Here is a 12,029-nt window from a genome sequence, read left to right on the forward strand (position 1 = left end):
CCGTCTATCCGATCGTGTACATCGACGCGATCTGGCTCAAGATCCGCGACGGAGGGGTCGTGGTGAACAAGGCCTGCCACGTCGCCGTGGGGGTGGACGTCGAGGGCCGCAAGCAGGTCCTGGGCCTGTGGCTGGGCGCCTCGGAAGGGGCGAAGTTCTGGGCCAACGTGCTCACCGAAATCCGCAACCGCGGGGTGCGGGACATCCTGATCCTGTGCTGCGACGGGCTCACCGGACTGCCGGCGGCCGTGAACAGCATCTACCCGGAGACCGTGGTGCAGACCTGCGTGGTGCACCTGCTGCGCTCGGCCATGCGCTACGCCTCCTACGGCGACCGCAAGGCCATGGCCAAGGACATGCGCCCCATCTACACCGCGCCCACCGTGCAGGCCGCCGAGATGGCCATGGAGGCCTTCGAGGAGGCCTGGGGCACCAAGGCCCCGGGCGCCGTGCTCGCCTGGCGCAACGCCTGGGAGGACTTCACCCCGTTCCTGGCCTTCACCCCCGAGATACGCAAGGTCATCTACACCACCAACCAGATCGAATCGATCAACTACCAGCTGCGCAAGATCACCAAGACCAGGGGCTCGTTCCCCTCCGACGAGGCGGCGATCAAGCTGGTCTACCTGGGCATCCGGAACATCGAGACCACCCGCGGCGGCGAGCTCGGCACCGGCACCCAGGGATGGCACCAGGCCCTGAACGCCTTCGCCATCCAGTTCCCCAATCGACTACCGATCTGACCACCCGGCAGAACGGCTAACCGACCGGCCCCTTACACAGATTTTTTGACACGCCCGCTCCGCAAGCGCTGGGACTTCGGTACGGCCCGGCGCGAGGGCGACATGCTGGTGTTTGAGCGGCAGATCGGCCCCGACCAACCGTTCTCCGGAGAGCCGATTGTCTTCACCCAAACGGCGTATCTTTCTGACAGAACCGTATCTAGAGATGAACGACGCGGGATGCCTGCGGCGTGGCAAGTCGTGGCGCTGCGCACCGACCGCGGAGACGTCGAGATCGCTGCGGCGCCAGGAGCCCTGAATGTGCTGGGCAAGGGGGAGGCCCCGCGGCTCGGCTAAGCGCGGACGGCACCTGTGAGCACCTTGGAGTACCAGTGGTAACGCAGTCAGTACGAGGTCGGGACTCGGACATCTCGGAAGTCGACGCCGGGACTAAGTCGCCCATCGATGGGCGCCGGAATACCGGCCATAACTGACAGCACTGCTGCCGCACGCTCCACTTCCACCGGCCGATGAGCACCGGAGCGTCCCACGCAGTCTCAGAATCAACCGATAAGCGAGACTCCAAGGCCGATCTCGTGCAACGTTCGTTGATCGAGACGCCTGGGTCGAACACTTGTAGAAGAAGATCGCCGCGAAAACCACATACAGGAGCAAGCCAGTGACGCTACCCATGCATCGACCTTAGTCGCGCTCATCCTCGAGGTCCCAGACCGGACCGGTCACCGTACAACTTGCTGCAGAATGAAATCATCAGGGTCACAACCCGTCGGCATCCTCAGATTCGTCACCGCACTTCAGCCCGCGGCTTGTGACACCAGACGAGAAGGTGTCAAAAGTCCGGCAGGCCGAAAACGGTCGTTTTTGACCAAAGAAGACTCGCAACGCGACGTCCAAGGGCTCGACATTTCGCCGGGCCTCCACAAACTCCTTAAGGCGTGGCACGAGTCCTTCGAAGCGCACTTCGACTCCGAGCACGGCTGGCATGATGCGGAGCAGCGGAAGCACTATTCACGGACGGGCCCGACCTGCAAGCTCGCCTCGCCTCGGAGCTGGGAAACGGCTACGTCGTTGAACTCGATCTGTGGCCCGTCCACGACGACGTCTAGAGCCGCCCCTTGCGCACACATCGAGAGCGCCAAGCCGTACCCCCAGTGGGACTCGAACCCACAACACAGAGATTTTAAGTCTCCCGCCTCTGCCAATTGGGCCATGGGGGCCACTCCCCCGGGGACGCACGCGCCGCGGGGAACGTGTCCCAGCTTACCGGGCCGGAACGCGGCGAGGCCGCCGCCCCGGGCGGGGACGGCGGCCTCGGCGGGCGGTGCGGGCTAGACGCCCGCGGACTCCTTCTCGGCCGGCTTCGGCTTCGGCGTGGCCGCCTCGACGAAGGCGCGGCGCGGGTCGTCCAGGTTGACGATCCGGGTCGTGTCCCGCTTGAACGCCAGGCCCAGGACCCAGTCGCCCACGACGCGGAACTTGCGCTCGAAGGTCGGCATGGCCATGCCGTGGTAGCCGCGGTGGGCCAGCCAGGCCGGAACGCCCTTGAGCTTGACGCCCATGACCTTCGCGACGCCCTTCCAGGGGCCGAAGCCGGCGACGGCGCCGAGGTTCTGGTGGCGGTACTCGGCGACGGAGCCGACCCCGTAGCGCACGGCGTAGAGGTTCTTCGCCAGCTGCTTGGCCTGGCGCACGGCGTGCTGCGCGTTCGGGACGCAGGTGCCGTCCGGCAGGCCGCCGCCGGTCAGGTCCGGGACGGCGGCGACGTCGCCGGCGGCCCAGGCGCCCTCGATCGGGTTGCCGTCCGCGTCGACGATGCGCAGGTCGGCGGCGACGGTGACGCGACCGCGCTGCTCGACGTTGAAGTCCGTGGAGCGGACCATCGGGCTGGCCTGGACGCCGGCGGTCCACACGAGGGTGTCCGCGGCGTAACTGCCGGCGTCGGACTTGTCCTTCATGTTCATCAGGTGCAGGACGCCGTCCTCGACCTTGCTTAGCGAGGTGTTGAGCAGGACGCGGATGCCGCGCGAGCGCAGGTGCTCGACGACCCACTCGGCCTGCTCCTCGGTGACCTCGGGCATGATGCGGCCCATCGCCTCGACGAGCAGGAACGTGACCTCGGACTGGTCGACGCGGTCGTTCTCGGCGACGGCCTGGCGGGCGAGGTCCTCGAGCTCGGCCAGCGCCTCGATGCCAGCGAAGCCGCCGCCGACGACGGCGAACGTCAGGGCCTTGGCGCGGGCGTCGGGGTCGGTCAGGGTGGAGGCGGTCTCGATGCGCTCCACGATCTGGTTGCGCAGGGCGACGGCCTCCTCGATGGTCTTCAGGCCGATGCCGGCCTCGGCCAGGCCCGGGATCGGGAAGGTCTTCGTGATGGCCCCGGCGGCGACCACGACGTCGCGGTAGGGCACCTCGAACGGCTCGCCCTGCTCGGGGACGACCACGGCCTTGCGGTTGGCGTGGTCGATCGCGGAGACGCGGCCGGTGAGCAGCTCGGCGTCCTTGAGGTGCGCGCGGTGGGAGACGATGGCGTGCCGCGGCTCGATGTTGCCGCCGGCGACCTCCGGCAGGAACGGCTGGTAGGTCATGTACGGCAGCGGGTCGACGACCGTGACGATGCCGCCGTGGGCCTTGACCTTCTTCTGCAGGTTCAGGGCGACGTACAGGCCGACGTAGCCGCCGCCGACGACGAGGATGCGCGGGCGGTCGGAGAGCTGGGGTGTGGTAGCCATGCGGCCAGTATAGGAGGAAAAACCCCATTTGTGAAAAGGTTCACGAACTACCCTCGGGGAGGTCGTCGAAGGGGTCCCGGGACCCGCGGGCGGGGGCCCAGCGCCGGCCCGCGACCGTCCCCTCGGCCACGCCCGGTCCCCCGCGGCCGGCGCGGACGACGTGGACCGTTCCCGCCGCGGCGATCCCCGCGAACAGGAGCCCGAACCCGCCGACGAGCACGGCCGGCAGCGCGCCCCCGGGCGCCTCGGGCGCGGTGGGCGCGGGGGCGGCGACGGGCGGGACCGTGGATTCGGCGTCGGGTGCCGGGGCGGGGGCGGACGACGGCGGCGCCGGGGATTCGCCCCGCCGGTGCACCCGGATCCACTCCGCGATGGTGCCCAAGGGGTTGACCTCGACCGCGGGCACGTCCGCGGAGACGGCCGCGGCCGCGTCGACCAGGCCGTGCCCGTAGAGGCTGTCCACGCCCGGCTCGCCGGCGTCCCGGGCCGTGGCCAGGACCCGGTGGACGACCTGGTCCGCCGTCAGGTCCGGGTACTCGGAGCGGATCAGGGCGGCGACGCCGGCGACGATCGGGGCCGCGCCGGACGAGCCGGACCACTGGGCGTACCCACCGCCCGGCAGCCCGCCCACCAGCGGGTCGGCCGGGGCGGCGACGCCGATGCTGATGCCCTGGGTCGAGGAGTCCCAGCTCGCCTCCCCCGAGCGGTCGACGCCGGCCACGGTCAGCACGCCCGGGATCGTGGCCGGCGCACCGACCTGGGCCATGCCGCCGGCCCGGTTGCCGGCCGCGGCGACCACGACGACGTCGTGCTGCTCCGCGTACAGGAAGGCGGAGTCCCAGCTGGTGGGCCAGTCGGGCTGCGTGGAGCCGAGCGACATGTTGATGACGTCCGCCCCGTGGTCCACGGCCCAGCGCACGGCCAGCGGCACCTGGTCCTCGACGGGCACGCCGCCGGGGTTCTCGGAGCCGAGCCACAGCGAGACGCTCAGCAGGTCCGCTGCCGGGGCGACGCCGACGACGCCGTCGCCGCCCGGGCCGGGCTCGGGGATCTCGACCGGGTCAGGCCGGGGCGGGCGCTTCTTGTCCTGCCGGTCGGCGGCGCGCGCGGCCCGTTCCCAGGCGATGCGCTCCTTCTCGGACTCGGCCTTGGCGCGCGCGATCGCGGACTTGTTGTTCCCGTGGCCGGCCAGCATGGTCGCCACCAGCGTCCCGTGCTCGGGCAGCTCGCCGATCGGCTCCGTCCCGTCCGCGTTCCCCGCCCCGGACACGTCGATCCCGTCGACGACCTTCCCGCGCAGGTCGGGGTGGGACGAGTCGACGCCGGTGTCGATCACGGCGACGGTCACGCCCGCGCCCTTGGTCTGCTGCCAGGCGTCGCGGACGCCGTACTCGTCGAGCCAGTACTGGTCCTCGCGCACCTGGTCGGCGGACGCCGCCGGGGCGGTCGCGACGGCGCCGCCGAGGGCCAGGAGCGCGGCGCCGAGGGCGGCCGCGGCGCTGCGCACGCGCTGTCTCATGCTCGGGTGGGTCCTTCCGTCACCGGACCGCGAGCCCGAGCGCGATCCCGTCCAGGATGTCGTGTTCGCTCGCCGTCGCCCGGGCCACGCGCCCGCCCGTAGCGGTGTGCGTGCGCCGCAGGACGGCGCGCCACAGGAGGGCCCCGGCGCCGATCACGTCGACGCGCCCGGGGTGCATGAACGGCAGCGCGGCCCGCGCGGCGCGGTCCCGGCGCAGCAGGTCCGTCGCCGCAGCCTCCACCGTCTCCAGCTCCAGGGACGCCCCGTCGATCCGCTCGGAGCGGTAGGCGTCCAGCCCGAGGGCGTGCGCGGTGATGGTCGTGATGGTGCCGGCGACGCCGACGATGGCGCTGGCCCGGCCGAGGTCCACCAGGCCCGCCAGCGAGTCCAGCTGCCGGTCGGCCTCGGCCTCCGCGCCGGCGATCTCCTCCGGCGTGGGCGGGTCCGAGCGCAGGAAGCGCTCCGTGTAGCGGACGCATCCCATGTCCAGGCTGTGGGCGGCCTCGACGCCGTCGGGCCCGCCCAGGACGAACTCGGTCGAGCCCCCGCCGAGGTCGACGACGAGGGCCAGCTCGCCCTGCCGGGGCGGCCGCACGGAGGTGGCGCCCGCGAAGCTGAGCCGGGCCTCCTCGGTGCCCGCGACGACTTCCGCCTCGACGCCGAGCCGCTCGCGCACCCCGGCCGCGAACTCGTCGCGGTTGGCCGCGTCGCGGGTGGCCGACGTCGCGACGAACCGGACGCGCTCGGCGCCGAGGCCGCGGATGGTCGCGGCGTAGTCGTCGAGGGCGGCGAACGTGCGCTCGAGGGCCTGCGGGGCGAGCACGCCAGTGGCGTCGACGCCCTCGCCGAGCCGCACGACGCGCATCTCGCGGGTCACGTCGGCCAAGCGCGGGGTCCCGTCACCGTTCGCGTCGACGTCGGCGACGAGCAGGCGGATCGAGTTCGTGCCGCAGTCGATGGCGGCGACGCGACCGCTCACCGGGCACCGTCCCCGGCGGCGTCGCCGCCGGCCGTGCCGGACGCCTCGCCGGCCGCGCGGGCGGCCCGGGCCGCGGCGCGCTCGCGCTTCTTCGCCTCGGGGTCCTGCCGCTCCTGCGTCTTGACGTGGCGGCTGCGGTCGCGGTCGGGTGCCGGCGCCTCGGTGTCCCAGGCCCCGGCACAGGAGCAGACGTCGGGCCGCCACCACTCGGCGATGCGTTCGAGGGCCTCGTCGCCCAGCGGGTTCACGCCCGGCCCGGCGGCCAGGGAGTGCCCGACGAGCACGTGCAGGCACTTGACGCGGTTCGGCATGCCGCCGGCGGAGACGCCGTCGATCTCGGGCACGGGCCCGGTCCCGTTCCGGTCGCCGACGGCGGCGCGGGCGGCGAGGTAGTCCTCGTGGGCCGCGCGGTAGGCGGCGGCGAGCGCCGGATCGGCGGCGAGCCGCTCGGTCATCCGGGCCATCTCCCCGTCGGCCTCGAGCCGGGACACCGCGGCCGTCGCGCCCGGGTGGGTGAGGTAGTAGGTCGTCGGGAACGGGATGCCCGACGAGAGGCGCGGCGCCGTCGTCGCGACCAGCGGGTTGCCGCAGACGCAGCGCGCGCCGATCTCCACCACGTCGCGCACGGGACGGCCGAGCTGCCGGCTCAGGGTCTCCAGATCGCGGTCGCTGGGGATGCGTCCAGCCGCATCCAGGCTCTCGTGGCGGGGCGTTCCCTCGGCGTGGGGCACCGGCGGGCCTCCTTTGGTGTGTCGTCAGTCGGTCGCGGAGCGCCGGACCGTGTCCCAGAGCGCGTCGACCCAGGGCAGGTCGCTGCGCACGGCGTCCGGGCTCTGCGCCGCGGGCTCCGGTTCCCCGCTGCCCGCGGAACCCACGACCATGTACTTGCGCTCCCCCGGCATCACCAAGTTTATCCGCTCCCGCGCCTGCTGCTTGATGTAGACCGGGTCGTCCCAGCGGGCGATCTGGCGTTCGAGGTTGTCCTGCTCCGCCTGCTTGGCCGCGATCGACTCCTGGAGGGTCGCGATCTCGGCGCGCTGGGCCATGAACGTCCCGACGGTCGGCAGCAGCAGCAGGGTGATGGCGACCAGCACGACCGCCAGCGCGAGCATGCGCCCGGAGAACGTCCGGGCCGGAACCGGGTGGGCGTTGGCCCCGCCCGACTTCGCGGCCGTCCCGTGCCTGGGCGCCGACGGGCCGGAGCCGCCGGGACCGGACGCCCGGATCGCTCCCGAGAGCTCCGCCCGTTCCCGCAGCCGGCGCTCGCGCGCGCCGGACCGGGCCGGGGATCCGGGGCGGCCCGGACGGGCGACGCGCCGGGGCGTGGATCGCCCGGCGGAGGACCCGCCGTCCGGGGACGGGCCGCCGGAGGACTGCGCGCCGGAGGCCCCCACACCGGGCGCCTGGTCGTCAGAGGAACCCGTGCCCGGGGAGCGCTGGTCGGAGGTCCGCCCGCTGGAGGGCCGTCCACCGGAGGTCCGCCCGCTGGACGCCCGGCCGCCGGAGGACGGCCTGCCAGGGTCCGGGGCGCCCGGGCCCGGACCCTCCGGCGTTCCGGGGGCCGCCGGTCCGCCCGGTGCGGAGCCCCGGCCGGACGCGGCCGACTGGCGGGCGTCCGTCGCGGCGCGGGGTGCCGCAGTGGGCGCCGCGGCGGGGCGGCGCGCGGCGGCTCGGCCGGCGTGGGGGGCGGGGCGTGCCCCGCCCGCGGCCGGGGTGCCGGCGGCCGGCGCGGCACCCGCCCCGGGGACGGCACCGAGCGGGACCACCTTGCCCGAGTGCCGGGCCGGGCCCTGGGTCCCCCCGCCGCCCGGGCGGTCCGACGCGCCCCGGGCCCCGCCGTCGTGCCCGGGCCTCGGGTCGCGGCGCGCCGCCTCGGGACGGGCCCCGCCGTCGTGCTCCGCGTCCCGCGCCGCGCCCGCCGGGCGCCCCACGCCGGAAACGCGCGGCTTCGGGGGTCGGCGCTGCGCCATGGGTCTCCTTGCGTGGCTGGTTGTACTGGCGGCTTGGGGGGGAAAGGGTTGGAGGGAGCCCGCCGGCTCGGGCGGGCTCCCTCCAACCTTACGCGCGCTCGCGCAGTGCTACGCGGTGAAACGCGGGAACGCGGACTTTCCGGCGTACACGGCCGCGTCGCCGAGCTCCTCCTCGATGCGGAGCAGCTGGTTGTACTTCGCGACGCGCTCGGAGCGGGCCGGGGCGCCGGTCTTGATCTGGCCGGCGTTGGTGGCGACGGCGATCTCGGCGATCGTCGTGTCCTCGGTCTCGCCGGAGCGGTGCGAGGTGATCGTCGTGTAGCCGTTGCGCTGGGCCAGGGACACGGCGTCGAGCGTCTCGGTGAGCGAGCCGATCTGGTTCACCTTCACGAGCAGCGAGTTGCCGGTGCCGCGGTCGATGCCGTCCTGCAGGCGCTCCGGGTTGGTGACGAACAGGTCGTCGCCGACGAGCTGGACCTTGTCGCCGATCGCGTCGGTGAGGGTCTTCCAGCCGTCCCAGTCGTTCTCGTCCAGCGGGTCCTCGATGGAGACCAGCGGGAAGTCCGCGACGAGCTGGGCGTAGTAGTCGCTCATCTCGGAGGCCGAGCGGGCCTGGCCCTCGAACTGGTAGGCGCCGTCGCGGTGGAACTCGCTGGAGGCCACGTCCAGGGCCAGCGCGATGTCCTCGCCCGGCGTGTAGCCGGCGCGGCCGATCGCGTCGGTGATCAGCTCCAGGGCCGCCCGGTTGCTCGGCAGGTTCGGGGCGAAGCCGCCCTCGTCGCCCAGGCCGGTGGACAGGCCCTTCTCCTTGAGGACGGACTTCAGCGAGTGGTAGACTTCGACGCCCCAGCGCAGGGCCTCGGAGAACGTCGCGGCGCCCACCGGGGCGATCATGAACTCCTGGATGTCGACGTCGGAGTCCGCGTGGGAGCCTCCGTTGAGGATGTTCATCAGCGGGACCGGCAGCACGTGCGCGTTCGGGCCGCCCAGGTAGCGGTACAGCGGCAGGTTGGAGGACTCGGCCGCGGCGTTGGCGACGGCCAGGGAGACGCCGAGGATGGCGTTGGCGCCGAGCTTGGCCTTGTTCGGGGTGCCGTCCAGGTCCAGCATCGTCTGGTCGATCAGGCGCTGGTCGGTCGCGTCGAGCCCGGCGAGGGCCGGCGCGATCGTGTCGATGACCCCGTCGATGGCCTGCTGAACGCCCTTGCCCAGGTACCGCTTCTGGTCGCCGTCGCGCAGCTCGACCGCCTCGAACTCGCCCGTGGAGGCGCCGGAGGGCACCGCGGCGCGGCCGAGGGAGTTGTCGGTCAGCAGGACCTCGACCTCAACGGTCGGATTCCCGCGCGAATCGAGGATCTCACGCGCGTGGATGGCGTCGATTTGGGCCATGGAGGAAGCTCCTTCGTGGTGGGGTGGTCGGCGGGCACGCCGCGGTTCTTCTCGCCCCGGCGCCCTTGCCACCGCCTAGCCTAGCGTGGCGGGCCCCACCGTCCCGTTCTGTTGCGCCGCGTGGCCGGCCCCCTCCCCGTGGGCGGCGGCGAAGCGGCGCACGGCGCCGCGCAGGGCGCGCTCCGGGTCGAGACCGCGCTCCCGGGCGCGGCGCACCATGGCGAACAGCGCCTCGCCGAGTTCCTCCTCGTCCGCCGCCTCCCCCGCCGCCGGCGTTTTCCCGCCGTCGCGCGGGCCGGTCTCCCGGGCGACGCCGTCGTCCGCGTGGAGCGCGTCCCAGCGCTCGGCGCGGCCGAGGGCCTTGTCCGCCAGGGACAGGGCGGGCAGGTGGCGCGGCAGCCCCTCGAACGGGGTCCGCCGCTCCGGGCGTTCGGCGCGCTTGGCCCGGTCCCACGCCACGACGATCTCCCCGACGGACTGCGGGTAGTCGCCGCGCAGGCTCCCGTCCGCGCGGAAGACATGCGTGTTGCGGCGCACCATCTTGTCCGCGAGCGCGTCGGCGACCGCGTCGAGGTCGAACGCGCCCCGCTCGGCGGCGATGGCCGCGTGCAGGACCACCTGGAGCAGGACGTCCGCCAGCTCGCCCCGCAGTTCGGCGTCCGGGGCGCCGGACTCGACGGCCTCCACCGTCTCGTAGGCCTCCTCGACCAGGTACTCGACGAGCGAGGCGTGGGTCAGGCGGGCGGTCCAGGCGCAGTGCTCGCGCAGCGCGGCGACGACGCGGACCAGCCGGTCGACGGATTCGCTCATGGGTCCCCTCCGGGGCGCGGTTCCGCCCCGGACGGGGCGGAACCGGCGCTGCTACTCGACGGGCTCGTCCTCGAGGGCCTCTGCCTCGGCCTCGTCCTCGTCGAGGTCCGCGTAGGCGGCGGTGATGTGCTCGACGAGGGCCTCGCGCTCCTCGAGGGGCAGGAACGCGGCCTCCGCGGCGTTGAGCGTGAGCTCCAGCAGGTCGTCCAGGTCGTAGTCGAAGGCCTCGACCAGCAGCTCGAACTCGTCGGAGAGCGTGGTGCCGCTCATTAGGCGGTTGTCCGGGCTGATGGTGACGTTGAAGCCGGTCTGGTAGAGCAGGTCGACCGGGTGGGACTCGATGCCCTCCCCGAACGCCGCCGTCGCCCCCGTCTGCAGGTTCGAGGACGGGCAGACCTCCAGCGCGATGCCGCGGTCGCGGACCCAGTTCGCCACCGGGCCGAGCGTGACGAGGCCGGTGTCCTCGCCCACGGGCTCCCCGTCGTCGTCGGTTCCGCCGAACTCGATCTGGATGTCCTCGGCGATGCGCACGCCGTGGCCGAGCCGCTGGGCGCGGCCGACGACGAGGGCGTCGCGGATGCTCTCTAGCCCGGCCGCCTCGCCGGCGTGCACGGTGGCGGGGAAGAAGTTCTCGGCCAGCAGGCCGAAGGCCTCGGCGAAGCGCGAGGGCGGGAAGCCGTCCTCGGCGCCGGCGATGTCGAAGCCGACGGCCCCGCGGGAGCGGTGGCGCAGGGCCAGCTCCGCGATCTCGGTGCCGCGGTCCGCGTGCCGCATGGCGGTGATCAGCTGGCCGACCTGGATGGCGCGGCCGGTGGCCTCGACGGCCGCGACGCCCTCCTCGAGGCCGGCCTGCACGGCCTCGACCGCGTCGTCCAGGCCGAGCCCCTGGGTGAGGTGCTGCTCGGGGGCCCAGCGGACCTCGGCGTAGACGACGCCGTCGTCGGCCAGATCCTCGACGAACTCGCGGGCGACGCGGTGCAGGCCCTCGCGGGTCTGCATGACGGCGATGGTGTGGTCGAACGTCTCGAGGTAGCGCTCGAGGGACCCGGAGTCGGCGGACTCGCGGAACCACTCCCCCAGGGCGACGGGGTCGGTGGTGGGAAGCTCGTGGCCGGCCTCGGCGGCCAGCTCGACGATGGTGGCCGGGCGCAGCCCGCCGTCGAGGTGGTCGTGGAGGGAGACCTTGGGCAGGGTGCGGAAGTCGAAGTCGGGGTCGTAGGCCATGTGGATGAGCTCTTCAGTCACGCCCCCCAGCCTAGCCATGCGGAAGCCATCCGGACAGGACGCGGCGCTCAGGCGGCGCGCGGGCCGGCGCCGGCCCGCTCGGGCGCGTGCGCCGGCGCGCCGTCCGGCGGCTCGGTCGGCCGGCCCGCCCGGCGCAGGAGCAGGCGCACGATCCGGTCCAGGAGGCCGCCGAGCCCCAGCGCCGCCGCGATGGACACGGCGATGCCCAGCAGCCTGTTCTGCTCGAACCACCGCCCGGCGAGCGCGCCGATGGCCACGGAGTAGGCGCCCCACGCCAGGCAGCCGAGGGAATCGAGGACGGCGAAGCGCCGGGGCGGGAAACGGGTGGCCCCGGCCGTGAAGTTCACGGCGACGCGCCCGACGGGGACGTACCGCGCCGTGAAGACGAGCAGCGCCCCGCGGGACATCAGCTCGTGCCGGGCGAAGCGGAAGGCCTTCGCGGCCCGGCGCGTGCGCGTCCGGCGGAGGCGCGAGGCGCCGACGCGGCGGCCGATCCGGTACGCGGCCTGGTCGCCGCAGAACGCGCCGGCCGCACCGGCGAGCGCGAGCAGGACGAGGTGCGGCTCCCCGCCGGTGGCGCCGACAGAGGCCAGCGCGACGATGACGGTCTAGCTCGGCACCACCGGGAAGAACCCGTCGACCAGG

General features: G+C 73.5%; 11 protein-coding genes and 1 tRNA gene. 2 read left to right on the forward strand and 10 right to left on the reverse strand.

The genetic code is table 11. The features are described 5' to 3' along the window. Positions 1-743 (forward strand): IS256 family transposase (locus AC1Q5D_RS05335; RefSeq protein WP_481737538.1); only part of this gene is annotated, 743 nt, incomplete at its 5' end. Positions 744-788: 45 nt separating this feature from the next. Beyond that, positions 789-1,079, forward strand: coding sequence for a hypothetical protein (locus AC1Q5D_RS05340; RefSeq protein ID WP_481737539.1), 291 nt, complete (start codon positions 789-791; stop codon positions 1,077-1,079). Positions 1,080-1,886: 807 nt separating this feature from the next. On the opposite strand, the gene AC1Q5D_RS05345 is transcribed toward AC1Q5D_RS05340, so the two are convergent. From AC1Q5D_RS05345 to AC1Q5D_RS05390, 10 genes are all read right to left on the reverse strand, one after another. Then, a tRNA-Leu gene (locus AC1Q5D_RS05345) sits at positions 1,887-1,960 on the reverse strand. Positions 1,961-2,071: 111 nt separating this feature from the next. After that, positions 2,072-3,472, reverse strand: a complete 1,401-nt coding sequence (locus AC1Q5D_RS05350; RefSeq protein WP_481737540.1) for an NAD(P)/FAD-dependent oxidoreductase — start codon at positions 3,470-3,472, stop codon at positions 2,072-2,074. A gap of 40 nt (positions 3,473-3,512) precedes the next feature. Continuing rightward, positions 3,513-4,991, reverse strand: a complete 1,479-nt coding sequence (locus tag AC1Q5D_RS05355; RefSeq protein ID WP_481737541.1) for a S8 family peptidase — start codon at positions 4,989-4,991, stop codon at positions 3,513-3,515. A gap of 19 nt (positions 4,992-5,010) precedes the next feature. Further along, a complete protein-coding gene (locus AC1Q5D_RS05360; protein ID WP_481737542.1) occupies positions 5,011-5,970 on the reverse strand; it encodes a Ppx/GppA phosphatase family protein in 960 nt (319 codons plus the stop codon). After that, positions 5,967-6,701, reverse strand: coding sequence for a DUF501 domain-containing protein (locus AC1Q5D_RS05365; protein WP_481737543.1), 735 nt, complete (start codon positions 6,699-6,701; stop codon positions 5,967-5,969). Before AC1Q5D_RS05365 ends, AC1Q5D_RS05360 begins: the two co-directional genes overlap by 4 nt. A gap of 24 nt (positions 6,702-6,725) precedes the next feature. Then, positions 6,726-7,364, reverse strand: a complete 639-nt coding sequence (locus tag AC1Q5D_RS05370; protein ID WP_481737544.1) for an FtsB family cell division protein — start codon at positions 7,362-7,364, stop codon at positions 6,726-6,728. A 684-nt stretch (positions 7,365-8,048) separates the two neighbouring features. Then, positions 8,049-9,329 carry a phosphopyruvate hydratase gene (eno, locus tag AC1Q5D_RS05375; protein WP_481737545.1) on the reverse strand — a complete coding sequence of 427 codons (1,281 nt, stop codon included), beginning with the start codon at positions 9,327-9,329 and terminating at the stop codon, positions 8,049-8,051. Between the two features lie 75 nt (positions 9,330-9,404). Next, entirely contained in the window at positions 9,405-10,139 is a 735-nt protein-coding gene (locus AC1Q5D_RS05380; RefSeq protein ID WP_481737546.1) for a MazG nucleotide pyrophosphohydrolase domain-containing protein, read from the reverse strand. Between the two features lie 51 nt (positions 10,140-10,190). After that, a complete protein-coding gene (locus AC1Q5D_RS05385; RefSeq protein WP_481737715.1) occupies positions 10,191-11,363 on the reverse strand; it encodes an adenosine deaminase in 1,173 nt (390 codons plus the stop codon). Between the two features lie 68 nt (positions 11,364-11,431). Then, positions 11,432-11,986 carry a DedA family protein gene (locus AC1Q5D_RS05390; RefSeq protein WP_481737716.1) on the reverse strand — a complete coding sequence of 185 codons (555 nt, stop codon included), beginning with the start codon at positions 11,984-11,986 and terminating at the stop codon, positions 11,432-11,434. Positions 11,987-12,029 lie beyond the last annotated feature (43 nt).

The organism is Arthrobacter paludis (genome assembly GCF_056782315.1).